At 49.3% G+C, this 26,167-nt stretch carries 20 protein-coding genes; 11 read left to right on the forward strand and 9 right to left on the reverse strand.

Annotation, left to right across the window (positions count from 1 at the left end):
* Positions 1 to 87 precede the first annotated feature (87 nt).
* Positions 88 to 1,599 carry an oligosaccharide flippase family protein gene (locus MKQ68_RS23800; protein WP_264281241.1) on the reverse strand — a complete coding sequence of 504 codons (1,512 nt, stop codon included), beginning with the start codon at positions 1,597 to 1,599 and terminating at the stop codon, positions 88 to 90.
* Positions 1,600 to 1,657: 58 nt separating this feature from the next.
* Positions 1,658 to 2,062, reverse strand: a complete 405-nt coding sequence (gene arfB, locus MKQ68_RS23805; RefSeq protein WP_432803730.1) for an alternative ribosome rescue aminoacyl-tRNA hydrolase ArfB — start codon at positions 2,060 to 2,062, stop codon at positions 1,658 to 1,660.
* A 33-nt stretch (positions 2,063 to 2,095) separates the two neighbouring features.
* On the opposite strand from arfB, the gene dtd reads away from it, so the two are divergent.
* From dtd to MKQ68_RS23835, 6 genes are all read left to right on the forward strand, one after another.
* The gene (gene dtd, locus MKQ68_RS23810) at positions 2,096 to 2,548 is read left to right on the forward strand and encodes a D-aminoacyl-tRNA deacylase (protein WP_264281242.1); all 453 of its coding nucleotides are present in this window, start codon (positions 2,096 to 2,098) and stop codon (positions 2,546 to 2,548) included.
* Positions 2,549 to 2,627: 79 nt separating this feature from the next.
* Complete coding sequence (locus MKQ68_RS23815; protein WP_264281243.1) at positions 2,628 to 3,080, forward strand: hypothetical protein; 453 nt, start codon at positions 2,628 to 2,630, stop codon at positions 3,078 to 3,080.
* An 85-nt stretch (positions 3,081 to 3,165) separates the two neighbouring features.
* Positions 3,166 to 3,492 carry a nucleotide pyrophosphohydrolase gene (locus tag MKQ68_RS23820; protein WP_264281244.1) on the forward strand — a complete coding sequence of 109 codons (327 nt, stop codon included), beginning with the start codon at positions 3,166 to 3,168 and terminating at the stop codon, positions 3,490 to 3,492.
* Positions 3,493 to 3,520: 28 nt separating this feature from the next.
* Positions 3,521 to 4,471 (forward strand): YihY/virulence factor BrkB family protein, encoded by a 951-nt coding sequence (locus tag MKQ68_RS23825; RefSeq protein WP_264281245.1) that lies wholly within the window; start codon positions 3,521 to 3,523, stop codon positions 4,469 to 4,471.
* Between the two features lie 71 nt (positions 4,472 to 4,542).
* Complete coding sequence (locus MKQ68_RS23830; RefSeq protein ID WP_264281246.1) at positions 4,543 to 5,970, forward strand: glycine--tRNA ligase; 1,428 nt, start codon at positions 4,543 to 4,545, stop codon at positions 5,968 to 5,970.
* Positions 5,971 to 6,175: 205 nt separating this feature from the next.
* Positions 6,176 to 6,844: a dihydrofolate reductase family protein gene (locus tag MKQ68_RS23835; RefSeq protein ID WP_264281247.1), complete on the forward strand. Its 669-nt coding sequence runs from the start codon at positions 6,176 to 6,178 to the stop codon at positions 6,842 to 6,844.
* Between the two features lie 178 nt (positions 6,845 to 7,022).
* On the opposite strand, the gene MKQ68_RS23840 is transcribed toward MKQ68_RS23835, so the two are convergent.
* Positions 7,023 to 7,748, reverse strand: a complete 726-nt coding sequence (locus MKQ68_RS23840; RefSeq protein WP_264281248.1) for a ferredoxin--NADP reductase — start codon at positions 7,746 to 7,748, stop codon at positions 7,023 to 7,025.
* 76 nt (positions 7,749 to 7,824) lie between these two features.
* Here MKQ68_RS23840 and mfd point away from each other — a divergent pair, with 76 nt between their 5' ends.
* Positions 7,825 to 11,211 (forward strand): transcription-repair coupling factor, encoded by a 3,387-nt coding sequence (gene mfd / locus MKQ68_RS23845; protein WP_264281249.1) that lies wholly within the window; start codon positions 7,825 to 7,827, stop codon positions 11,209 to 11,211.
* Positions 11,212 to 11,213: 2 nt separating this feature from the next.
* Here the strand turns inward: mfd and MKQ68_RS23850 are convergent, their stop codons facing one another.
* Positions 11,214 to 13,154 carry a lectin-like domain-containing protein gene (locus MKQ68_RS23850; protein WP_264281250.1) on the reverse strand — a complete coding sequence of 647 codons (1,941 nt, stop codon included), beginning with the start codon at positions 13,152 to 13,154 and terminating at the stop codon, positions 11,214 to 11,216.
* Positions 13,155 to 13,412: 258 nt separating this feature from the next.
* On the opposite strand from MKQ68_RS23850, the gene MKQ68_RS23855 reads away from it, so the two are divergent.
* Positions 13,413 to 14,087: an SIMPL domain-containing protein gene (locus tag MKQ68_RS23855; protein ID WP_264281251.1), complete on the forward strand. Its 675-nt coding sequence runs from the start codon at positions 13,413 to 13,415 to the stop codon at positions 14,085 to 14,087.
* A gap of 200 nt (positions 14,088 to 14,287) precedes the next feature.
* On the opposite strand, the gene MKQ68_RS23860 is transcribed toward MKQ68_RS23855, so the two are convergent.
* The 3 genes from MKQ68_RS23860 to MKQ68_RS23870 form a co-directional block, all read right to left on the reverse strand.
* Positions 14,288 to 14,746 (reverse strand): hypothetical protein, encoded by a 459-nt coding sequence (locus tag MKQ68_RS23860; RefSeq protein WP_264281252.1) that lies wholly within the window; start codon positions 14,744 to 14,746, stop codon positions 14,288 to 14,290.
* A gap of 507 nt (positions 14,747 to 15,253) precedes the next feature.
* On the reverse strand, positions 15,254 to 17,230 hold the full coding sequence (gene gyrB / locus MKQ68_RS23865) for a DNA topoisomerase (ATP-hydrolyzing) subunit B (protein WP_264281253.1): 1,977 nt from the start codon (positions 17,228 to 17,230) through the stop codon (positions 15,254 to 15,256).
* Between the two features lie 149 nt (positions 17,231 to 17,379).
* On the reverse strand, positions 17,380 to 19,029 hold the full coding sequence (locus MKQ68_RS23870; protein WP_264281254.1) for a hypothetical protein: 1,650 nt from the start codon (positions 19,027 to 19,029) through the stop codon (positions 17,380 to 17,382).
* Between the two features lie 210 nt (positions 19,030 to 19,239).
* On the opposite strand from MKQ68_RS23870, the gene MKQ68_RS23875 reads away from it, so the two are divergent.
* Positions 19,240 to 20,172, forward strand: a complete 933-nt coding sequence (locus MKQ68_RS23875) for a helix-turn-helix domain-containing protein (RefSeq protein WP_264281255.1) — start codon at positions 19,240 to 19,242, stop codon at positions 20,170 to 20,172.
* 809 nt (positions 20,173 to 20,981) lie between these two features.
* On the opposite strand, the gene MKQ68_RS23880 is transcribed toward MKQ68_RS23875, so the two are convergent.
* Positions 20,982 to 21,449, reverse strand: a complete 468-nt coding sequence (locus MKQ68_RS23880; protein ID WP_244845190.1) for a hypothetical protein — start codon at positions 21,447 to 21,449, stop codon at positions 20,982 to 20,984.
* Between the two features lie 239 nt (positions 21,450 to 21,688).
* Here MKQ68_RS23880 and ileS point away from each other — a divergent pair, with 239 nt between their 5' ends.
* Positions 21,689 to 25,018, forward strand: a complete 3,330-nt coding sequence (ileS, locus tag MKQ68_RS23885; RefSeq protein ID WP_264281256.1) for an isoleucine--tRNA ligase — start codon at positions 21,689 to 21,691, stop codon at positions 25,016 to 25,018.
* Here the strand turns inward: ileS and MKQ68_RS23890 are convergent.
* Positions 25,002 to 25,631, reverse strand: a complete 630-nt coding sequence (locus tag MKQ68_RS23890; protein ID WP_264281257.1) for a hypothetical protein — start codon at positions 25,629 to 25,631, stop codon at positions 25,002 to 25,004. The genes ileS and MKQ68_RS23890 overlap by 17 nt on opposite strands.
* Before the next feature lie 19 nt (positions 25,632 to 25,650).
* Between MKQ68_RS23890 and MKQ68_RS23895 the strand changes: the two genes are divergently transcribed.
* The gene (locus MKQ68_RS23895) at positions 25,651 to 26,094 is read left to right on the forward strand and encodes a TraR/DksA family transcriptional regulator (RefSeq protein WP_244845210.1); all 444 of its coding nucleotides are present in this window, start codon (positions 25,651 to 25,653) and stop codon (positions 26,092 to 26,094) included.
* Positions 26,095 to 26,167: the final 73 nt, after the last annotated feature.

Here is a 26,167-nt window from a genome sequence, read left to right on the forward strand (position 1 = left end):
CTTACAACAGTGCATTGTGAACCTCTTGTCCGAGGTATAACTTACAAACGTGCATTACTACCTCCGGGAGTTGCAGCCCCAATACCACTATCCCTTCCGCCTCGCCAGGTTCATCAACCCAACTTTTTCCCGCTTCCACACCAGCGCCACGTAAATCATCAGCCCCGCCGCACCACAAGCTAACTTCAACATCACCGATTCCAGCGCCGCGGTGCCGAAATAGTAAGCCACGTAAATACCCACCGCCAGCAAAATGTAGCTGCCAATAGCCTTCACGTTATACGGCACGTAATAATACCGCTGCCCCATGAAGTACGTAATCACCGTCATCACCAGGTAACAGGCCAGGGTTGCCGAGGCGCTGCCCACGAAGCCGATCTTCGGGATCAGCCAAACGTTCAGCACGACAGTGATCACCGCGCCAATAACGGTTACGTATGAACCCAAAAGGGTTTTGTTCGTCAGTTTATACCAAATGGTGAGATTGTAGTAAATGCCCAGGCACACGTACCCGAAGGCCAGCAGCGGGATCACCGGCAAACCAGCCAGGTATTCCGGGTGGCCGCGGCTATCTACCAGGAAGTTGATCCAGATGGTATCAGCAAATAATACCACGAACAGGAACACCGCCAGGCAAATGATGGTAAAAAAGTACATCACCTTGGCATATACCTTAGGCGCGTCGCCTTTATTGGCCTCGTTAAAGAAGAACGGCTCGGCACCCATGCGGAATATTTGTATAAAGATGTTAATGAGCGCCGCGATCCGGTAGCTGGCACTGTATACGCCCACCATCGATTTATTCATCTCCTCATCGTAAGGCAGCAATTTGCCCAGCAGCGCACGGTCGAGGGTCTCGTTCACCATGCCGGCGAGTCCCACCACCACGAGCGGCAGCGAGTACACCATCATCTGCTTCCACAGCGCACTGTTAAATTTCGGACGGAACTGGGCCAGCTCCTTAAACAACATCAGCAACGTGGCCACGCTGGCAATGAGGTTCGACAGGAAGGCGTATCCCACCTGGGAAATATTTGGATTATAGATAGTAAGGAAAACGCTGTCCGGGTGATGTTGCTGCAACCACGGACAAAGCCCCACGAAATACAGGGTGCACACCACCGTGATCACGATATTGGTAAACTTGATGAGCGCGTACTTCATCGGTTTACCTTCCTTACGCAGTTTGGCGAAAGGAATAGTGGCGATCGCGTCCAGGCCGATGATGAAGGCGAAACAGATCACATATTCGGGATGCGCGCCCAGTCCCATGAAGTTGGCGATCCAGTCGGCAGCCAGTATCATGGCGGCGCTAAACAACACGGAGGTGCCGATCAGCGAGCTGAGTGTAGTCGAGTACAGGTCATTCTTATACTCGTCCATCTGGGCAAACCGGAAGTATGAGGTTTCGGTGCCGTAGGTAAATATGACGTTGAGAAAGGTAGCGTAAGCGTATACCAGGGCGTAATCCCCGAAGTCGGACGAGCTGTTAAACAGGTAAGTGAGGCCAAAGGCAATCAATACGTTCAAAAAGCGGCCAAGGATAGTAGGTACGCCGTAAATGAGGGTTTGTCCCGCAAGTTTCTTAATACTGCTCAACGAAAATAAGTTTGAACAAAAATAGAATTAATCCGGATAGATGGAAGTCCGGCGCCGATCAATACTGATCGCCGCGCCGGTTTTGTTTCTTTTCAGACAGGCGTTTTTTCAGTTGGATGCGTTTTTCTTTTACCGCCGCACTGGGTTTGGTGGCAACGCGTTTTTTCCTGACTGTCAGCGCCTGATTAATAAGCCGGTTAATCTTCTTAATGGCTTCGATTTTGTTGCCCAGTTGGGTGCGCTCGGTCTGGGACTTCACCATGAGCAGGCCATCGCTGTTAATCTTATTGGCCAGCTTGTCCTTCAACAGCGCCTTTTGCTCCACGCCCAGGCGGAGGGAGGCCAGTATGTTAAAGTAAGCCTCCACCATGGTTTCGACCTTGTTCACGTTCTGTCCGCCTTTGCCCCCGCTACGCGCCGTCTTAAAAGTCAGCTCGGGGGTGATGTCGATATGTTGGTTCATAAAACTATCTTTATCCGGCAAAAATAAACATTTATGAGAGCAGTGATTCAACGGGTTACACATGCGTCGGTTGTTATTGGGGGAAAGGAGAAGTCGGCCATCGGTCAGGGATTGCTGGTGCTGCTCGGCATCGAAGACGCCGACGCCCAGGAAGACGTCGATTGGCTGAGCAACAAAATCGTGAACCTGCGGGTGTTTGCAGACGAGGCCGGGGTCATGAACCGGAGCGTGAAAGAAGTGAACGGCGAGGTGCTGCTCGTCAGCCAGTTTACCCTGCACGCCGCCACGAAAAAAGGCAACCGCCCCTCTTATCTGCGCGCCAGCAAGCCGGAAATCGCCATCCCCCTGTATGAAAAAACGATCGCCCGCCTGGAGGCCGACCTCGGTAAAGCCATCGGTACGGGCACGTTTGGGTCCGATATGCAGGTGTCGCTGCTCAACGACGGTCCGGTAACCATCATCATCGACACAAAAAATAAGGAGTAGCTGTAACCTTTCGCCGTACAGCACCGATATACATACAGCGGCGCACGCAGCGCTCCTCCCGTAAACCAAAGTTCTTCTTATGCGCAAACTTCCCGTTATACTTGCCCTTGGCGTACTGTCCCTGGCCGCCTGCGACCGCGATAAAGATTATCCCGGCGACGGCGCTTGCCCCACCGATCTTTGGCCTTACAAAGTGGTGCTCACCGGCGCGGATGGCAAAAACCTGGTGTATGGCCCGGATGCCAAATTCTCGCCGGATAGCGTTAACATTAACAATGCGTTAAGCAGTTATCATAAAGTAGGCGTGCGCACACTGGGAGATAGTCCGTTCGTGACCATCCCGCAGGTAAGAATGCCAAAAAATATCTTTAGTGTTTCGGTAACGCGTAACGGTAAGGCTACCGTGCATGTGGTATCGTTCGAACTCACCAGCCCGATGAATTGTTACGGCCGGGTGAAGAAGATCACTGTAGAAGGCGGCTCGGCCTGCGTAGACTGCAAGCCTTATCCCACTATCAAATTGCCTTACTAACAACAGCAATATCTTTACTTAAACCGCCGGGCCCGCGCTGTGGAGGTTTTTCTTTTATCTTTATCCGCACTAAACAGCGGAAAAGATGACGATCAAAGAAGCCCAGGAGCGGGTAGACGCCTGGATCAATACCACCGGCGTACGGTACTTTTCAGAACTCACGAACATGGCTATCCTTACAGAAGAAGTGGGAGAGGTGGCCCGTATCATTTCGCGCCAATACGGCGATCAATCCTTTAAAGAATCGGATAAAAATAAAGACCTGGCCGATGAGCTGGCGGACGTGCTGTGGGTAGTACTTTGCCTTAGTAATCAGACAGGTATAGATCTCACCACCGCCCTGGAAAAGAATTTCGATAAGAAGAATATTCGTGATGCCAACCGTCACCGCGACAATGAAAAGCTGAAGTAAACGGCACGCGCCTTGATACGCTTCGGTTATGAAGCAGCGAACCAATCTTAAATTCTACTGGCAGGTCCTGAAGCAGGCGGCAACCGATTTTATGGGAGACAAGGTGCTAAAGATGAGCGCCGCCCTGGCGTATTATACGGTATTTTCTATCGCGCCGATGATGATCATCGTGATCTTCCTTTGCGATATTTTCCTGGGCCGCGAAGCCATAGAAGGCAAGTTGTTCAACGAAATACAAGGCATGGTAGGGCCGGAAGCCGCTGCGCAGATTCAGCAAATGATCAGCAACGCCTGGCTCTCCGAGAATGTTAGCTGGGCCACGATCATCGGTTTCGTGACACTTATTGTTGGTGCCACCGGTGTGTTTGGCGAAATACAGGACTCGATCAACACGATTTGGCGCCTCAAAGCCAAGCCCAAGAAAGGTTTCCTGAAGATTATCATTAACAGGCTGTTGTCTTTCTCACTGGTCATCAGTCTTGGCTTCATCCTGCTGGTGTCGCTGGCACTTAACACGCTTATGGAAGTGATGAGCGCCCAGTTGTTCTCTTTCTTCCCCGAAGCAGAAGTGGTCATCATCTACATCGCTAATATCGTCATCACGCTTATTGTGATTTCTCTTCTTTTTGCTATCATCTTCAAAGTACTCCCCGACGCTAAAATTCAATGGAAGCACGTGCTGGTAGGCGCTGTAGCCACCGCCGTGCTGTTTATGCTCGGTAAGTTCGCGATCGGATTTTACCTGGGTACGTCCAAGGTAGGTTCTACTTATGGTGCTGCCGGTTCTATCGTAATCATCCTGCTTTGGGTGTATTATTCCTCCGCCATCCTCTATTTTGGGGCAGAATTTACCCGGTCATGGGTAGAGAAAAAGGGTTGCGAGATAGAGCCGAACGACTACGCCATTTGGGTAAGGCAGGTAGAAGTGGCTTCCGAAGGCGTGATGGACGAAAAGAAAACTGCCGCGCGTAAGGTCTGATCCTTCGGCTTAAACATAAGGTAAAATAAATCGATGCGTACTTTCGAATTTGGAATTTATATTTGCGCAATATGGCAACTGATCAAAATAAATTCCAGGCAATCATATCGCACTGTAAAGAATACGGCTTCATTTTCCAGTCGAGCGAAATATATGACGGTTTAAGCGCGGTATACGATTATGGCCAGTACGGCTCCGAGCTGAAACGAAACATCCGTGAATACTGGTGGAAAAGCATGACGCAGATGCACGAGAACATCGTGGGCATCGATGCGGCCATCTTTATGCACCCTACCACCTGGAAGGCTTCCGGGCACGTAGACAACTTCTCCGACCCGATGATCGATAACAAGGATAGCAAAAAACGCTACCGCGTCGATCACCTCATCGAAGCACATGTGGAAACGCTGGACAAAGCTGCCGGCGAAGCCCTGCTGGAGCAGATGGATAACCTCCTCAAAAACGACGATTATGCTGGTCTGCGCGACCTCATCATCAATAACAATATTAAATGTGGCGTAAGCGGCACAACTAACTGGACGGATGTTCGCCAGTTCAACCTCATGTTCAGCACCCAGCTGGGCAGCGTGTCCGACGAGGCCAGCGAAATCTATCTTCGCCCGGAAACGGCGCAGGGTATTTTCGTGAACTTCCTCAACGTGCAGAAAACCGGCCGTATGAAAATACCGTTCGGCATCGCGCAGGTAGGTAAAGCTTTCCGTAACGAGATCGTGGCCCGCCAGTTCGTATTCCGTATGCGTGAATTTGAGCAGATGGAAATGCAGTTCTTCGTACGCCCTGGAACACAAAAAGAGTGGTACGAATACTGGAAGGAAGAGCGTATGAAATGGCACCTCGGCCTGGGTATCGCCGCCGACAAATACAAGTTCCATGATCACATTAAGCTGGCGCACTATGCCGATGCCGCCTGCGATATCGAATACAACTTCCCGATCGGTTTCAAAGAAGTGGAAGGCGTGCACTCGCGCACCGATTTTGACCTGAAACGCCACCAGGAGTTCTCCGGCAAAAAGATGCAGTACTTCGATCCGGAGATCAACCAGAACTACGTGCCTTACGTGATCGAAACCTCTATTGGTTTGGATCGTACGGTGTTAATGGTACTTAGTGAAGCCTACGAAGAGCAGGACCTCACTAAGGATGATAAAGCCGACAGCCGCGTGGTACTGAAGTTCCCGCCGAAACTCGCGCCGATCAAACTGGCCGTGTTCCCGCTCACCAAAAAAGATGGTCTGCCCGAACTCGCCCGCGAACTGATCAACGAGTGCAAACAGGACTTCTACACTTACTATGAGGAGAAAGACAGCATCGGTAAACGTTACCGCCGCCAGGATGCCATCGGTACGCCGTTCTGCATCACCGTCGATCACCAGACTAAAGAAGACGGCACTGTGACCATCCGCCACCGCGACAGCATGGAACAGGAGCGCATCCCCATGTCGCAGGTACGCGACCTCGTGTTAAAAGCGATCCGTTAATTACGGTCTCAATATTTTTGAATGGGCTGCAGCGTAACGTTGTGGCCCTTTTTCATGTAGTCATCTTCTCCTTCCCCTCCCCAGCCCCCGTTGCGTCGCACCCTTCAGCTGCACACCGCTACCTGTCGCAAAATGCCGCCTGTTTGTCACAGCCACACCGCCCCCGGAACGATTATGGTAGGTAGCTTTGTGAGAAACGTACATTATGAGAAAGATAATCGTTAACGCCTTCATCAGCCTGGACGGCGTCATGCAAGCTCCCGGTGGCCCTCAGGAAGATCCTTCAGGCGGGTTTAAACTGGGTGGCTGGTCCGCTCTTTGTTGGGACGAGATCATGGGCCAAACCATGGAACAAATCCGCGACCGCCCCTACGACCTCCTGCTGGGGCGCCGCACCTACGAGATTTTCGCCGCCCACTGGCCTTATCAAAAGGAGGAGCCCATCTCCGAAGTATTCGACCGCATCACCAAGTATGTAGTCGCCACGAAGCCCGTCGACCTGTCCTGGCAAAACTCCGTCCTCATCAGCGGCGACGTGGTAGCCGCCATAAAGGAACTGAAATCGCAGCCCGGCCCCGACTTATTTGTCGACGGCAGCTCCGTACTCCTGCAAACCCTCCTCGCAGAAAACCTCGTCGACGAACTCCACACCTGGACATTCCCCGTCACCCTCGGCCAGGGTAAAAAGCTGTTCGACGGCGGCACGCCATCGGGCCATTGGAAGTTAATTAACAGCGTAGTGGCCACCACGGGCGTCATTATCGCCAGCCTCGTACCCGACGGCCCGGTGCAAACGGGCACTTTCGAAATGGGCGAAATCAGCGAACGCGAAGTAACCCGCCGCGAAAAGTTTCGTCAAACGGGGGAGTTATAGCTCCATCCTTCGTGGATCCTTCGAGGATCCTTGCTGTCAACAACCCGAAGCAGCAGTAAAACTGTCACGTCCTAAAATAGGTTTACACCCAGGTAAGATAAACCCGATTAAGTTTTACACTTGCAATGGGCTCATCAGCGGAATACGGTTGAAGGGAGCAACGGGGGCTGAAGAAGGCTCAACCGTAAAGTTCCAGATGAATATCCTTGCGATCATAACCCATCGCCTGGATGCGCTGCTTTGCCTCGTCGATCATGGCCTTCCAGCCGCAGAGGAAGAAATGGGCGGGGCGTTTGTCCGCCAGTAATGACTCGTACACGGCATGCACATAGCCTCTTTGTCCCCACCAGTCGGGGTTTTCATCGCGGCTAAGGGTGGGTAGGTAAGTAAAACCAGGCATTTCGCGGGCCAGGCACCGCATTTCATCGGCGTACAGCAGGTCTTGCTCGGTACGCGTGCCAAACACCAGGTAAATAGGCGGGTGCGGAATTTGATGCAAATGTAAATAGTGGACCATGGACCGGAACGGCGCAATGCCCGTACCCGTACACACCAGGAAGAGGTCACGGTCCGGCTGCTCGGGTAAGGTGAACGCGCCCTGTGGCTTACTGACCGTAAGTTCGCTGCCTTCGCGCACCTCGTTAAACAGGTAAGTGGTGCCAGCACCGCCTTCCAGCAGTACGATCACCAGCTCAATCTCGTTGGTGCCATTGGGGTGGGAGGCGATCGAATAGCTGCGCCAGCGCTTGTTTTTCTTCTCGTGAATGGGAAGGTCGAGGGTGACGAACTGACCAGGTTTGAAGTCGAAACGCCCCAGTTCGGGCATTTTGATCCAGAAGCGCCGCGTGTTGGCGGTTTCCTGGAGAATGCGGGTTACGATGCCGGTATACCATTGGTCCAACATAACGCGGAGTTTATATAAATATAACTAAAATCCGTGTGACGGTTTTTTTTGCAATCATCGTATCTTTGCATCCTTCATGAATCTACAGGCAGTACTACAGATGTATGAACGGGACCCCCGCCTGCGTAAGCTGGCGACAGGACTTTCATTGCCCGTTCCCCAGTATTTTCACCTCACCGGGCTTACCGGCAGCGCTGTTAACTTCGTTGCAACCAGTGCCTGGACAGGTTCCGATGCGAATCACCTCTTCATTCTCAATGATAAGGAAGAAGCCGCTTATTTCCATAACGACCTGGAGCACCTCAGCCAGGCGCTGGATATCTTTTACTTCCCCGATTCGTTTAAAAAGACCGGCCAGTTCTCGGAACTGAACAGCAGCCATAGTATGTTGCGTACGGAAGCGCTTATGAAGTTCTCCGGCCCGTCTGTTCATAAAAAAGTACTGGTTACCTACCCGGAAGCCCTCTGGGAAAAGGTGGCCGGCAATACTTCGTTTACCGCCAACATGGTACAACTCAAGGTAGGCGAATCCCTCAAAGTGGATTCCCTGCTGGAAAAACTGGTGCAATGGGGCTTCGAACACAGCGACTTCGTGTACGAACCCGGCCAGTATGCGGTGCGTGGCGGTATCGTTGATATCTATTCCTTTGGTAACGACAAGCCGTACCGCTTCGAGCTGTTCGGCGACGAAATTGATTCCATCCGCATATTCGATGCAGAAACCCAGCTGAGCGAACGAAAACTCATGCAGGTAACGCTCATCGCCAATATGGACACCCACGCGGTGGAGCATAATAAGACCTCGCTGCCCGACTTCCTGCCCGACAATACGGTCATCTGGATGAAAGACCCGGCTTATGTGCTGGAAGTAGTGCAGCAAATGGAACAACGTTTCCACGACTGGCTGCAAACCGGTCAAAAAGTGAAAGTGAGCGAGGACGAAGAGCTGGAAATGACGGAGCAGGATTTTGTACCTGGTACTACCCTCATGCAACAGCTCCAGCAAAGGCATAACATCGTGATCGGCCCTAAATTCAATTTTGAAGATGCGGCCCTTACTCCCGAAGTGATTCATTTCAACACGCAGCAGCAACCGGTGTTTAACCGACAGTTCGAAATGCTGATCAAAGACCTGGCGCAGCATAACGCGGCCAAACAAACGATTTTCATTTTTGCCGAAAATCCACGCCAGCTGGAAAGGCTGCGCAGTATTTTCGAAGACCTGAAAGCGGATTTCGTTTTCTATCCCATCCCCACACCGATCAGCTCCGGCTTCATCGACACCGACCTGAAAATACTTTGCTATACCGATCACCAGATCTTCCAGCGTTTCCATAAGTACAAAGTGAAACAGGCCTACAATAAAAACAAGGCCATCACTTTAAAAACGTTGAAGGAGCTGCAATCCGGCGACTTCGTTACGCACATCGATCATGGGGTGGGCGTGTATAGCGGACTGCAAAAAATAGAAGTAAACGGGAAGATGCAGGAGGCGATCCGCATCATCTACAAAAATAGTGACCTGCTGTATGTGAACATTAACTCGTTACACAAGATCAGCAAGTACTCCGGCAAAGAAGGCGTAGTACCGAAAGTGAATAAACTGGGCAGCGATGCCTGGGATAAACTGAAGGAAAAAGCCAAAACACAGGTAAAAGATATCGCAAAAGACCTGATCCGCTTGTATGCGGCACGTAAGGCCCAGCAAGGCTTTGCGCATTCACCGGATACGTATTTGCAAACGGAGCTGGAGGCATCTTTCATTTATGAAGATACGCCGGACCAAAGCAAGGCCACTGCTGATGTGAAGCGTGACATGGAAAGCGGTGCGCCGATGGACCGCCTGGTTTGTGGCGACGTAGGCTTCGGTAAAACGGAGGTGGCGGTGCGTACGGCGTTTAAGACGATCGTCGATGGCAAACAGGCTGCGGTACTCGTGCCAACGACCATCCTGGCCTTCCAGCACTACAAAACATTTTCTGAGCGACTGAAAGATTTTCCCTGTACGGTCGACTATCTCAATCGTTTCAAATCCGCGAAGGAGAAAAAGGAAACGTTGCAAAGACTGGCAGAAGGTAAGATCGACATCATCATTGGTACGCATGCCCTGTTAAGCAAGGATGTGAAGTTCAAAGACCTGGGCGTACTGGTGGTGGATGAGGAACAAAAGTTCGGTGTTACCTCCAAAGAAAAACTGAAGCAGTGGAAAGTGAATGTAGATACGCTGACTTTAACGGCCACGCCTATCCCTCGTACGCTGCAGTTCTCGCTGATGGGTGCGCGTGACCTTTCCGTTATCAATACACCGCCGCCAAACAGGCAGTCGATAGAAACAGAGGTACACGTTTTCAATCCTGAACTGATCCGTGATGCCATCTATTATGAAACAGAGCGCGGGGGACAGGTGTACTTCATTCATAACCGGGTGAATGGTTTGCGAGAAATGGCAGGCCTCATCCAGGAGTTGTGCCCGGACTTGTCTATTGCAACGGCGCATGGTCAAATGGAAGGGCATAAGCTGGAAGAAGTAATCCTCAACTTTATTGACCGTGAGTACGATGTGCTGGTGTGTACCAACATCGTGGAGAGTGGGGTGGATATTTCCAATGCGAATACGATCATCATTAATAACGCGCATCACTTCGGCCTCAGCGACCTTCACCAGCTGCGCGGCCGTGTGGGCAGGAGTAACAAGAAGGCGTTCTGTTACCTGCTGGCGCCACCGGTAAGCACCTTGCCGGCCGACAGCCGCAAACGCCTGCAAACGCTCGAGCAGCACAGTGAGCTGGGCAGCGGTTTCCAGATCGCGATGCGCGACCTCGACATTCGTGGTGCCGGTAACTTACTCGGCGGCGAACAAAGTGGTTTCATCGCCGAGATAGGCTTCGATATGTACCAAAAAATCCTGGACGAAGCGATCCGCGAACTGAAACAAACAGACTTCAAAGATCTGTTCAAAGATCAACTGGAAGAAAAGAAAGACTACATCAGCGATTGTACCATCGATACCGACCTGGAAATACTGATCCCCGATTCGTATATCGAAAGCATCCAGGAACGCCTGAACCTTTACCAGGAATTGGATAACATTACGCTCGAAGATAAACTGCAGGCCTTTGAGAAAGACCTGGTCGACCGTTTCGGCCCAATCCCCGCACCGGTAGCAGATTTGTTCACCACCATCCGCTGCCGCTGGATGGCGATCCGTTTAGGTTTTGAAAAGATGATCCTGAAAGATGAAAAACTTCGTTGTTACTTCATCAACAACCCGGATTCGCCTTACTTTGAATCGGTTACTTTCAATCACTTACTCAACTACATTCAAACCCGCACAAATAATGCACGCCTGAAACAGGTAGGTAAAAACTTTATGCTGGTGGTGGAGCGTGTGAAGAGTATGGAGCAATTATTCCGCTTCCTCGATGGGATTGTGAAGAGCCAGGATGCGAAGGTGGGCGCGTAGCGTTACCTGATAAGGGTTATCGTTCCTTTCCGCTCTACGAGTTTACCGGTATAATCTTTCCCGCTGATCGTCCACACGTAAGTGCCGATCGGCATAGGCCGCCCGTTCATGGTACCGTCCCAGGGTACGGATAACTGGTTGGTGTAAAATACTTGTCCGCCCCAACGGTCGAACACCCGCAAGTAATCAATTCTCGGAATGCCTGCAGCAATCACGCGAAAGAGGTCGTTCACTCCATCGTTATTCGGCGTAAAGCCCGATGGCACCCAAAACTCAGGGCCGCTATATACTTTGATATTGATCGTGTCCCTGTCTACGCAGCCCTCCGCCGTGGAAGAAGTTAGGATGTATGTTTGATCTGCATTCAGCGTCGCTACCGGGTTTGCGACCAGTGGGTTATTTAACCCGGTGGATGGCGTCCATACGAATGAACTGCCGCCCTGGCCCGCCAGCTGCAATGGTTGGCCAACAGCGATCAATGTATCGCGGCCGGCATGAGCGGCCACGTCTACTACGCGTACGGTGGCCGTAGCGGTAGGCGAGGGGCAGCCGTTAGCACTGGTGCCGAATAAGCGTACGGTGAATTGTCCGCCCGAAGCATAAGTATGATCGAAGGCGGCTGACTGGCTGGTTTGCTGATCGCCGAGGTCCCAGGTCCAGTTGATGACCGGTGCGGATGCGTCGAGGCTGCTGCCTGTAAACGCCGTGGCTTCACCCAAACAGACGGCCGGCGTGGCCGCGATGGCAACATTGGGTGCAGGCAGTACATCTAATGTTTTGGTCGTACTCGCGCTGCAACCTTCCGCGGTGGTTACGGTTAATTGTACCGTGTATTGCCCCTCCGCATAATTGATGTTGGCCGACGGCCGGGTGGACGTTTGTCCGTTATCGAAATCCCATGCCCACCGGTTGATTGTACCCACTCTCACAGTAGAGGCATCCTGGAACAGCGACGCATTACCGTCACATAACAGCGCCGGTGCATTAAAGTCCGGAACCGGATAAGTGCCCAGCGTTACCTGCTGCCGTAGCGTATCGGATATGCATCCGCTGTTGTCCTGAATAACCAGTTTAACATCGTATATGCCTGGCTGATAGTTATGAATAGGTGGATTAGGTGTAGCCGGGTCGGTACTCAGGTAAGTGGTGCCGTCGCCTAAATCCCAGAACCAGCGGGTAATGCTGCCGAATGAACTGGAATTATCGTATAGTTGCACGGGTGTACCCTCGCAGAAGATCGTTTGTCCGCTCGCGAATTGTGGACGAAGTGCCGCGCAGAATTGCTGCAGGTTGGAGGAGCCACCGGTGGAGCCTGCGAAACCCCAATATACCATGGGGTCGCCGTTGAACACGTCGGTAACGAGGTCTTTGGTGAGGGACAGGCGGTTTACGCCGTCCATATCGACGGTGAGCAGCTGTGTAGCCGCATCCCAGGATACTTTGAAGATATGCCAGTTGCAATCTTCGATATTATCACTGTTGGGCAAGGCCGTAACCGGGCCTGCCAGGTTGTGGGCGGTGTCGGAGTGGTTGGATACGCCGTTAATCTGTATGGCTACGTGGTCGTACGGCGGATCGCTTTCATTGTTATTCTGCCAGGTATCGATCAATATACCGACTGACGGACTTACCCCTGCAAAACCAATCCCCTGGCCACTCGCGCCCAGGCTGGTGCCCTGCGTTTGCAGGATGAACCCGATGCCATCCGCTCCGTTGTTGTCTTTGCACCCGAGGTTTACATCGAACGTATATACAAAGGAGTTGGTAAGGCTGATCTTGTTCCGGTTCCAGGCGGTGCCGCTCTGGTTGCCCTGGTCGGCCGTTAACTGGTAACAGTTGCAGCTCTTTTGCTGCGCGCTGCCGTTTAATATATAGTTGTTCTGCGCCAGGCATAACTGTGCACAAAAAAGTAGTACTGTGATTAATGGTAGAGCTCTGAACATTAGCAACAAACGCAGCTGGCATAAATTTGGCCGGAAACAGGCAAGGAAAATACTATATTTTATCGATTAACTGATTGATGCAGGGGATGTACGGAAATATAATATCATCACAAATACATTTATGTTTGTAACATAAAATGTTAAAGAACGTTAAAGTCTAAAACAAGTTATGGAATCAGGATATTTCACCGCATCCTGATTACGAAAACAAAAAGAGAAACCATGAAAAAGTTGATTTTAGCACTAACCGGATTAGTTATGACCATGACAGCAAGCGCTCAGACTATTACCAACACCCCGCCGGTAAAAAAGATTGAAGTAAATGCATCGGCCGAAATCGAGATCACACCCGATGAGATCTATTTCAATATCTCCCTGCGAGAGTACATGAAAACCAAAACTGCCAAGGTAGATATTTCTACCCTTGAAGCCCAGCTCCAGAAAGCCGTACAGGCGGCCGGTATTCCGAAAGAGAACTTCACTATCGAGAATGTATATGGCTATAACGGCACACAGTGGTGGAAAAAGAAAAAGGTAACAGAAGAATTTATGGCCCGCAAACAATACCGCCTCAAACTGGCCGATCTGAAAAAGATCAATGGCGTCCTGGCCGGTGTTGATGAAGAAGGTATTGAAAGCGTAAACATTGCTTCTTTCAACCACAGCAAAATGGAAGAATACCGTAAGCAGGTTAAAATAAACGCGATCAAAGCCGCTAAAACTAAAGCCGAATACCTGGCAGCAGCTGCTGATGAAAAACTGGACGGTGTGCTGGAAATCCAGGAGATACCTACCGATAGCTATGCAGACGCCCGCCCGATGGTAGCTTTCGCCAATTCCCGCATGGCCGGCGACGCTGTTCCACAATCTGACATTGACGTAAAAACGATCAAGATTCGTGGTGAGATGCGTGTAGTATACAAAATCAAATAAGTAGTAACGCATAAAAACGAAACCGGGCAGTGAGCGTAAGCTCTCTGCCCGGTTCCGTTTCAGTAGGTGTCGGCCATTTCGGTATGACCATCTGTTTTCGTAGTCCGTGTGATACTAAACTGTCATTTCATTGCTATTTTGCAGCAGCTGCACCGGTGCCCGGCAGCGATACAGCAGTATTTTGAGTCAGGTTAAATGGCTCAGGGTGTGATCGTCAGATCAAACTTTCCATCGGTTACCTGCAAGGTTACACTGGGATCCAGGTCACTCAGCAGGGTGCCTGTAAAAGTGCCTTCGGCATGGGTGCTACTGATCTTTGTGATAACAATCGTCGCACTGCCTACGGAAGCTTCATTGTTGTAAGACGAATAGCTGTCCATATCCGGCAGCGTTACCCAACCGAGTGCATTCATCGGCGTAGCTTCGGAAGAATAGGTGCCCGCCTGTAATTTCTTCTCAGGGAAGAATACGTTAATGGTACCAATCCACTTACTGTTGCCAGATCCGGAAGCTACCAGCATGTATCCGCCCAGTGTGTCCAACAAAGAGCCAGATACCAGGTTCTTATTGGATGTAACGGTGCTGTCTTCAATCTTAAACGACAAGTCCCCACCAGGGATCAAGTCTTTGGCCTTCTCGCACGAGAAAAGGCTGGTCATAACTGTTCCGCAAATTAGCGCAAACAGGAGTGTTTTAATTTTCATAGAATGGTCCAAAAATTAGATTTTCAATAGGTGTATTCGGCTCGATAACTAGTGTATTCGGTCTTCTTGCTACAAAAAAAAGTGTACTCGGTTATAGGTTCAATGCTACGGTTTGTTTGCTCATTGTATATGCAATATAAGTAATATGTCTGTATTATTAAGATTAATTATAATGTTTTTTGAGAGGTAAATTTGGGTAGAGGTCTAAGGTTATGGGGATAAGTCTATTAGCTGGAAAAATTTTTAGTGGGATGGCTGCTAAGTGGCAAGGCTGACGCAGCGGCCTGGGTGTTGGTTGTGCTAAAGCCATGTGTGCTGCTTTCGGCGGGCTGTCCGCAATAGCGTGTTGTGGCAAGGCCAGGCTCAAAAGCGGTAATCAGCGACACTTCTGGCCTGCAGAATAAACGCATGCAAAAAGGGCTGACCAGCGGCCAGCCCTCCTGATATCTATATAATAATGTATTAAGCGTCGATCTTCGCGTACTTCGCGTGCGACTCGATGAACTCGCGGCGCGGAGGTACTTCATCACCCATCAGCATGCTGAATACACGGTCGGCTTCTGCAGCGCTTTCGATGGTCACTTGTTTCAGTGTACGTTTTTCCGGGTCCATGGTGGTATCCCACAGCTGCTCGGCGTTCATCTCACCCAAACCTTTATAACGCTGGATGTTCACGCTATCCTCTTTACCTGAACCAAGTCGGGCTACAGCCGCTTTACGCTGGTCTTCGTTCCACGCATACTCCTGCTCTTTACCTTTCTTAACCAGGTACAGCGGTGGCTGAGCAATGTAAACGTAACCCTGGTCTACCAGGTCTTTCATATAACGGAACACGAACGTAAGGATCAATGTGGCGATGTGGCTACCGTCCACGTCGGCATCCGTCATGATGATCAGTTTGTGATAACGCAGTTTGCTGAGGTTCAGCGCTTTGTCATCTTCTTCGGTACCGATGGTTACACCCAGTGCTGTAAAGATGTTTTTGATCTCTTCGTTCTCGTAGATCTTATGTTCCATGGCTTTTTCCACGTTCAGGATCTTACCACGAAGCGGGAGGATCGCCTGGAAGTTACGGTTGCGGCCCTGCTTAGCAGTACCACCCGCCGAGTCTCCTTCGACAAGGTACAGCTCACATCTGTGCGGATCGTTATCGGAACAGTCGGCCAGTTTACCCGGCAGGCCGCTTCCGCTCATTACGCTTTTACGCTGAACGAGCTGGCGGGCTTTACGGGCGGCTTCACGCGCCTGTGCAGCCAATACCACTTTATTGATAATGATCTTCGCTTCCTTTGGATGCTCTTCCAGGTAATGATCAATCACCTGTGCAACGGCGCTGTCGACTACACCCATTACATCGGAGTTACCAAGTTTGGTTTTGGTCTGCCCTTCGAACTGCGGCTCTGGCACTTTAACGCTGATTACAGCGCTCAGGCCTTCGCGGAAGTCATCGCCGGTTACTTCTACTTTTGTTTTTTCAAACAGTTTATTTTTATCGCCGTACGCTTTGAACACACGCGTAATCGCGCGACGGAAGCCCGCAACGTGGGTACCGCCTTCGATGGTGTTGATGTTGTTTACGTAGGAGAAAATGTGCTCGTTGAAAGAGTCGTTATACATCAACGCTACTTCTACAGCAACGTTGGAGTTAGGTTCATGTGTTTCCACATAAATGGGGTTCGGTAACAGGCTGTTACGGCGACCGTTTTTATCCAGCATCGCAACGAATTCCATGATACCGCCTTCGCTGTAAAATACTTCTGTAAGCGGGCTGCCATTATCGTCTTTCTCGCGCTCGTCGGTAAGAATAATCCTGATTTTGCGGTTCAGGTAGGCCAGCTCACGCAGACGGCCTGCGAGAATTTCGCGGTTATAGGTCCTTTCTTTGAAGATCTCTTCGTCGGGCTTAAAATGAACGGTAGTACCAGTGATCTCGCTGGTGCCGATCTCACGAACGGCATACTGCGGTGTACCCTGGCGGTACTCCTGTTCAAAAGTTTTTCCTTCGCGGTTTACAGTAACGGTCAGGATGGAGCTGAGTGCGTTCACACAACTTACACCCACACCGTGCAAACCGCCGGAAACTTTATAAGTGTTCTTGTCAAATTTACCACCGGCGTGCAGTACGGTCATTACCACTTCCAGCGCGGAGCGACCCTCTTTCGGGTGCATGCCCGTGGGAATACCACGACCATCATCCTTCACACGGATAGAGTCATCTTCCAATATGCTTACTTCAATATTCTTACAATAACCTGCGAGCGCTTCATCTATGGAGTTGTCGACTACTTCGTATACAAGGTGGTGCAGACCTTTAATACCGATATCGCCGATATACATCGCCGGCCTCTTACGCACTGCTTCCAATCCTTCTAATACCTGAATACTACCCGCATCATAACCGCTGGAGGGGGTAGGTGCTTTCACTAGTTCTTCACTCATATTTTTGATGAAATTCTTTTTTTGATAAAAAGGTCGAGAATCATGCAAAAATAAGCAAAATGGGGCTGATTTCCATAAAATAAGCACTGTTTCTCGGTCGTCAATATGCCCGAAAACAGTGCTTCTTCGCGAATGTTGAAAAGTTGTGATTATAATGCCTGTATCGCATCGGTCGCCGCGATCTCCATCAGGCCCTTTGAAAGGGTCTTCCAAACGAGGTTAAAATACGACTTACGGATGTCCCTTTTATAGCTCGGATAGGCCACCCGCGGGGCTTCTTCCTTCGCGGGGTTCTCCGGTTTAATGGCGATAATGTTGGCGAGCATGGATTTAAGGCCTTTCTTCTTTACCTTTTTGGTATCCTCATCTTGCTCTAACACGCTAATTTTCAGGTCGTCGTAAATAAATTTCACTACGCCTTTCGCACTCATTTCATTCCCCTGGATGTTAAAATCAACGCTCTTCACATTGCAGGATTTGATCTCCACCATCGCCAGGCCACGAACTACGGGGGTAAATTCCCGCGCATCCATGGCGCCCATGTGCCCGGAAACGTTGAAGGCGCCGCTTGTATCGTCCAGCATAAACTCGAAACGGGCCTTGAGCGGACCGTTCTGCATCACTTTGGTGTGCAGATCGGCTACCATACTCTTTTTACGGGCAATTACACTATCCACGTTCGTAATATTGGTAAGGGTGCCGCCGGCATTCAGGAACTTCACGGTGCCCTGTTTTTTCGTTTTGGGGTTCAGTTCGGTGTAAGAAATATCTACGGTGCCCGGCTTCAGGGTATCCAGCCGCAGCGGTGTTTTCAGCTTCAATATCATCTGGTTTGGAAAAGAACCCAGTTTGTTACCTGGTGGCAGCGGCAGCGTTCTGTTACGATAAACGTCCAGCTTACCGCTTTTCATCCGCAGGGAGGCAATAAATATTTCCCCCTTCATCAGGTGCTGGGGGCTTACGCCTGCAGCGTTAACACTATCGAACTTAATATCGAACCGGTCTTTCTGGTAGCCTACGATTTTATCCTGCTCCGCCTTGCTGTAACGCGGCTCCAGGGTCACCTGCTCAACGGCCAGCTGCTGACTGGCGGCCTGGTATTGCAGATTCTTGACGTGTAGCCAATACAGGCTGTCCGGCGTACGGAAGTCATATTTCTTCAAATTAATATCAAATTGTTTCGCATAAAAGAATCGTTCAGGATCTTTCTGCGTCAGCGAGTCGATCACCAGGTCGCGCACGCGGGCGTCTATTTCGGTGAACCTGGTAAGCACGCGTACACTATCCTTGCGAATGCGTGTCATCGAAAAAGTTACATTCAGCAGTTCGGCGCGACCGACTGATAGGCCCTGTAACTGCTTGCCACCCTTTTTAGTTGTTGTGTCTACGCTGTTGTCATCCTGCACCAGACCTACTTCCGGATTGTTGAGCTTAATCGACCCTATGGCGATCTCATGTTTCCTCACATAGCGGAGTATTTTCACACCCCGTAGCTCCAGTGCCGGTACTTTCAGGGTGAACACGGCGTTAGGTGCCCGCTGTTCTTTTTGCAGTTGCACGTACCGCGCGCTGTCTGGTTTTAACACCGCTTGCTGCAGGTTTACGTAACCCGTAAGCAGGTTCATGTCAATATCGCTATACTCAAGGTGGTAAAGGCTATCCGTTGATTTTTGCACATACACTTTCAGCTCTTTGTTGAGTATGCCTTTCCAATGATGGTTCAGGTACACGCCAATAATTACTACCGCCACTATTAACACGCCCAGGGTAATCAAAGCCACTTTAAGGAACTTTTTCATGCGGATACGAATTGATTAGGTATTAAAGATGTCTAATACCATACCAGCAGGTTTAAAGGGCCATTATACATCAATATAAACAAATTAGTTTATTTGTTATCGTATTGAAAATCAATCATGGTTACTCCGAGGTGACCTGTATATTGTAAGGTGACTGTCAAACCAGAAAATGTTAACCCATGAATGTGTACTTTTGCTAGGCTTTAACAAATGAAAGAATTACAGGACATATTGATGCTTGCGATCCAGCAGCCAGCCATGAACGATCAGCTGAAGCTGGCCGAATCGGACGCCGTGGCGGTGCCTGACTGTCTGGATTTTACGTTACAACGATTTACGTACGACCGGCCGCTGCCGGTGGAAGATGTGGCGATGGTAGTTTACCAGCCGGCAAAAAGGGGCCAGTCCGCTGCGATCGAGCTGCGTTATTGCGTGGCCGGAAGTAAGTATTGCACGAATCCCGGATGTACCGACCAGGTATGCGCCGGTGGTAATAAACACGATAAAGAAACCTGTAATGAACGTGTGCCTTCGGTGGATATGATCACCGTTCGTTTTCAGCCAGGTTTTATCCAGTCATTACAGAAAGGCAATACCAATTCTACACTATTCGAATTACAATCCAAGAAGCCTTTCGTGAAAACCATCACACCTTGCACCAAGTCTAAAAAAGTGTTGGAAAAGATGGTGCATCACAATTACGAAGGCATCCTGAAAAATATATTCCTGCAAAGCAAAGCACTCGAGTTATTGCTTTTCAGTTCCGACCAGTTTATTCAGAACGATACCGACGAGCGTTATGGTTGTCGCTTCCTTACGCAAATGGAGGACCGCGAAAAGATCAATAAGGCCCGCGACATCCTGCTGGAGCAACTGGATGCCCCTATCACTATTCGTGATCTGGCGCGTCGTGTAGCCATGAACGAGTGTTACCTGAAAAAAGGCTTCAAAGCTACTTACGGTACCACCATTTACGACTACTTCCAAAAAGAGCGTATGGAAAAGGCCAAGGGCCTGTTATATGAAAAAGGTCTTTCCGTTTCCGAAGTGGCGATCATGATGGGTTATTCCTGCATCTCCCACTTTTCTACGGCCTTTAAAAAGCATACGGGCCTCAAGCCTTGCGAATTATTATTGCGATAACAAGATGAATATCAATATTTAAAATGTCCCTTTAGTGGGACATTTTTATTTTATGGTAGTCGGCTTTTGCTACTTTCTTCATCCGCCGTTGCGTCGCACACTTGTACGTTTTTTCTCTTTTCCTCCTTTTTCCCGATCCGATCTTTTCTTTTCCCGATTTCGAAACTACTCTTCCAGCTTTTGATGTTTCTTTGTATCACGATCAAAGGATATCTATCCTGATTTTCATAAGCTTCCTTATCAGATTTGACCTTAAAAAAGGAAAAGCTTGCAGACGATAGTAAAGCCATTATTAAACGGCAGTGTTTTATCAAACACCATTGACCTTAAGTAACACTGCCTAGTCTAAAAGTTTTTCCACCGTAATTTGCATAAATCCGTCCCGCTTCAACGGGACGGATTTTTTTATACCCATCCCTCATTCTTCACACCCTTAAAGCGTCCCAAAGAACGAGGCAGGTTTGTTTATCCCTATATAATACATAGGTAAAAAGAACTCCGCCCAGGGAGTGCGGCTTGTCCTTCTTATCCCTATGCAATACTTTATCACAAGGCAATAGGTAAAAAGAAAACCCCGCCCAAAAGAGCGGGGACTGTCCTATTTATCCCTATACCTATGAAATACTTTATCAAGAAGGTGACAGGTTAAAAAGGAAAACCCCGCCCAAAAGAGCGGGGACTGTCCTATTTATCCCTATACCTATGAAATACTTTATCAAGAAGGTGACAGGTTAAAAGAAAACCCCGCCCAAAAGAGCAGGGTCTGTCCTATTTATCCCTATACCTATGAAATACGTGTTTAAAAAGATCTACTCGGTGATGGTGCCGGCTTCATTCAGCAAAACTGTTTTTGCCGCGCCATTATCGTCGATGCTGATCTTATAGTAAGCTGCTACGTCAGAACGCTCTATTTTCCAACCTTCCTTCACTACCGCAGCAGGATACTTTGTTTTGAGTGTAGAACTAACTCCTTCAGGAATATTAGTGCCAAACTCAGTCCTGGTGGCTACCCAGGAACCTTCGCCATTATATTCAGCCGATGTTTTCACATCAGATTGAGTAAAGTTCGCGATCCAGTTACCAGCACTGGACTTTGTCCATTTAACGTCTGAAGACCCAGTAAAGTTTTGTTGAAATGCAGTTTTAACATTTTCTGGGGCCTCAACCTTCTTTACAGCAACAACTTTCGTTGTTTTTTTCGACGACTTCTTTTGTTGTGCAAAAGCCATGCCTGAAGACAGCAAGGCGGCACAAATAATCAAGGTTACTCTTTTCATAAAGACATGGTGTTTGATATGGTTAAATTGCTTAGCTGTAACTCTAAAATGCTAAGCGAAAACAATGCCAAAAACGAAACTTAACACTTAATTATTGTAAATTAATCAATTTTCTCATCAAATTTATTAAAAATCCTCGAAAAATTCCCAAAAACTGGTTAAGTGGCATTATGAGCGTATTTTGTAACTTTGCAATCTTTTATATTATACTTATAACAACAAAGGGAAGGGGATAGTTTATGTCCAGCAAATACCAGGAATATAGCCAATTGAATTTACCACAGATAGAAAGAGAAATACTTCAGGCGTGGGAACAGCAGCAAATATTTGAGAAAAGCGTAGACGGTCGTGACGGTGCCGAACCTTTCGTATTCTTCGAAGGGCCGCCCAGCGCGAACGGTATGCCAGGTATTCACCACGTTATTTCCCGTGCGGTGAAGGATCTCGTTTGCCGGTACAAGACTATGCAGGGTTTCCAGGTGAAACGTAAAGGCGGTTGGGATACACATGGCCTGCCGGTGGAAATTGGGGTGGAAAAAATGCTGGGCATCACTAAAGAAGATATCGGTAAAAAGATCTCTATCGCAGAGTATAATGATACGTGTCGTCGTGAAGTATTGAAATTCAAAGATAAATGGGACGAACTCACCCGCAAAATGGGGTATTGGGTCGACCTGCAGGATCCTTATATTACCTTCGACAATAATTATATCGAGAGTCTTTGGTGGGCGCTTAAAACGCTGTATAACAAGGGCTTCCTCTATAAAAGCGTAAGCATCCAGCCGTACTCACCGGCCGCCGGTACCGGCCTCAGTTCTGCAGAATTGAACATGCCTGGTACTTACAAGGATGTGAAAGATACCACGATCGTAGCCATGTTTAAGGCGGTGCAGTCCGACAAGTCGCAGTTCCTGTTCGACGTTGCCGGTAACGACCAGGTGTTTTTCCTCGCCTGGACCACCACCCCCTGGACGCTGCCCTCCAACCTCGGCCTTACCGTAGGGGCGAACATTGATTATGTACTCGTAAAAACCTTCAACCAGTATACGCACCTGCCCATTCATATCGTGATGGCAAAGGCATTGTTGGGTAAGTATTTTAAGGCAGATGCCGAAAATGCTGATTTTGATGCGTTTAAAGAAGGGGACAAACTCATCCCATGGAAGGTCGTATCCTCCTTTAAAGGAAGTGAGCTGGAAAACATCCGTTACGAGCAGCTGCTGCCGTACGCGCAGCCTGAAGAAGGCGATTCGTTCCGTGTGCTACTCGGCGATTTTGTGACTACCGAAGACGGTACAGGTATCGTACACACAGCGCCTGCCTTTGGTGCAGACGATAACCGTGTAGGTAAAAAGTACGGTATCGGCATACTCACGCTGGTTGACCGCCAGGGTAAATTCACCGATAATGTAGGTGAGTTCTCCGGTCGCTACGTGAAAAACTATAAGAGCGACCCCAACTTCGCAGATGTGGATGTGGACATCGCCATCAAACTCAAAAAGGAAAACCGCGCCTTTAAAGTAGAGAAGTACGAACACACGTACCCACACTGCTGGCGTACGGATAAGCCCGTGTTGTATTACCCGCTGGATGCCTGGTTCATCAAAACAACAGCCGTTAAAGACCGCATGGTGGAATTGAATAAGACCATCAACTGGAAACCTGCTTCTACCGGTACGGGTCGTTTCGGCAACTGGCTCGAGAACATGGTGGACTGGAACCTAAGCCGCAGCCGTTTCTGGGGTACGCCGCTGCCAATCTGGCGCACGGAAGATGGTACGGAAGAAATCTGCATTGGCAGCATTGAGGAGCTGAACCAACACATCCGTAAAGCAAACGAAGTGCTCGGCGGCGATGTAAATAAGAACTACCTGCACGAAGGCATCTTGGACCTCCACAAGCCTTACGTAGACGATATTATACTGGTGAGCCCGTCAGGCAAACCGATGAAGCGTGAGCCAGACCTGGTAGACGTTTGGTTCGACAGTGGGGCGATGCCTTATGCACAATGGCATTATCCGTTCGAAAATAAAGAAATGGTGGACGCACCTTCTAATGCGTTCCCTGCCGACTTTATTGCTGAGGGTGTGGACCAGACGCGTGGTTGGTTTTACACATTGCATGCGCTCGGTGTTATGCTGTTCGACAGTGTAGCATTCAAGACTGTTGTTTCCAATGGCCTGGTGCTGGACAAAGAGGGTAACAAGATGAGTAAGAGCAAGGGTAACGTGGTAAATCCGTTCGATACGCTGGAGCAATTCGGCGCGGACGCTACCCGTTGGTACCTTATTACCAACGCATCGCCCTGGGACAGTGTGAAGTTCGACAGCGACGGCATTAAGGAAGCGCAGCGTAAGATCTTCTCTACCTTATACAATACTTATAACTTCTTCGCGATGTACGCCAACCTGGATAAGTTTAGCTTCAAAGAGGCATACATTCCGTTGGCGGAGCGTCCGGAAATTGACCGTTGGATCATTTCCCTGCTTAACACGTTGGTTAACAAAGTAAACACATCTTTCGACGAATACGAGCCAACCCAGGCGGGCCGTGCTATACAGGAGTTTGTAGACGAGCACCTGAGCAACTGGTACGTGCGTCTTTGCCGCCGCCGTTTCTGGAAAGGGGAGTACAATCAAGATAAGATTAGTGCTTACCAGACCTTGTATGAATGCCTGGAAAAGATCGTACAAATGATGGCGCCGGTTTCACCATTCTTCTCCGACTGGATGTTCCGCAACCTGAACAATGTGAGCGGCCGCGTAAATGCCGAGTCCGTACATCTGACCAACTTCCCGAAAGGTGACGTTTCGTCCATCGATGCGGAGCTGGAAGAGCGTATGCAGCTGGCGCAGGACATATCCTCCCTGGTATTGTCGCTTCGTAAGAAGACCAATAACAAGGTAAGGCAGCCCCTGCAGAAAGTATTGATCCCTGTACTTGACCCTCATATGCAGGCGCAGGTGCAGCTGATCGAACACTTGATAAAAAGTGAGGTGAATGTTAAAAGTATTGAGTATCTTACCGAAACCGAGGGTTTCATAAAGAAAAAGATCAAGGCTAACTTTAAGACCCTGGGTAGCAGGATGGGCGCCAGAATGAAAGCAGTTGCAAACGCCATTGCGCAATTTTCCCAGCACGACATTGCTACTATCGAGAAAACAGGTGAATTTGGCTTAATGCTTGACAATGATAGCGTTCAGATATTGTTATCTGACGTTGAAATCATTTCCGAAGATATCCCCGGATGGACGGTAGCCAATAAAGGTCCACTGACAGTAGCCCTTGATATTACCATTACACCCGAATTACAGGACGAAGGAAATGCCCGTGAGTTGGTAAACCGGATACAAAAAATCCGGAAGGACAGTGGTTTTGAACTGACGGACAGGATAGACGTGAAGGTAGCCGCAACGGACCTGCTGCAATCGGCGATTCTTAACTTTAATAACTATATTTGCACGGAAATTTTGGCAGACAGTTTGGAAATTGTGCCGCAATTACAGGAAGGAATAGAAATTGAAGTTAACGAACTGAAATTTAATGTATTAGTTAACAAAAAAAGCTAGTCCCCATGGCAACAAAAAAGAAGGTTGCTACTAAAACTACCAAAAAGGCAGTTCCTGCTAAGAAAGCTACTGCCAAGCCAGCTCCAGTTGCTAAAAAAGCCGCTGCGAAGCCTGCTCCCGCTAAAAAGGCCGCTCCTGCGAAAGCAAAAACGGTGGCTGCGCCTAAAAAAGCGGCTGCGAAGCCGGTAGCCAAAAAGGCTGCCCCGGCAAAGGCTGCACCTGCGAAGACTGTACCTGCAAAAGCGGCTCCTAAAAAGGCGGCGGCCAAGCCTGCTCCGGTTACGAAACCTGCGGCTAAAGCAAAGTCGGCTCCAGTTGTAAAAAAAGGCCCGGTAGTTGCTAAGAAATCAGCACCTGTTGCCAAGGCACCAGCGATAAAAAAGGTTCCTGCAGTTCCGCAGAAGCCTGAAAAGAAAAGCATTCCGGCAGTGAAAACTTCAAAACCGGTAATTTCTAAACCCGTAGAAAAAGAAGATATGCCAGCAAAGAAAGTTGTACAGGAAAAAAAGGAAAAAGAAACGAGCAAGGCAAAGCCGGTAGAATCTCCTAAACCTGTTGAAAAACAACCTGTAGTACGTGCTACCGTAAGGCCTGGTAGGGCATCTGAAAGCAAACCGGCAACTAAAACCGTGATGCAGACAGTATCATACCAGCCAGAATTTACCAAGTCTGTACTCGACCAGCCTGATGCTGCAGTAGGTCCCGTTTACCGCTATAGCGATTCAGAGCTTACTGAGTTCAAAGAGATCATCCTGAAGAAACTGGATGCCGCCAAGAAAGAACTGGTGTACCTGCAAGGCCTCATTACCCGTAAAGACGAAGCGGGTACTGATGATACCGAAAACAAGTACATGAGCATGGAAGACGGCAGCGGATCGCAGGAACGTGAGCAGCTGAACCAAATGGCCAGCCGCCAGATCCAGTTCATCGATCACCTGGAAAAAGCCCTGATGCGTATTGAAAACAAAACTTACGGCATCTGTCGCGTTACCGGTAAACTGATCGACAAAGCGCGCCTGAAAGCGGTGCCGCATGCAACATTGAGCATAGAGGCGAAACTCGCCAAAAGCAAATAGACATCTGAACTTCTTCTAATAAAGAAAGGCCGCCTGATCGCAGGTGGCCTTTCTGTTTTTACTGGCTGCGGAA

The sequence above is a fragment of the Chitinophaga horti genome, from assembly GCF_022867795.2.
In the GTDB taxonomy this organism is placed as follows: domain Bacteria; phylum Bacteroidota; class Bacteroidia; order Chitinophagales; family Chitinophagaceae; genus Chitinophaga; species Chitinophaga horti.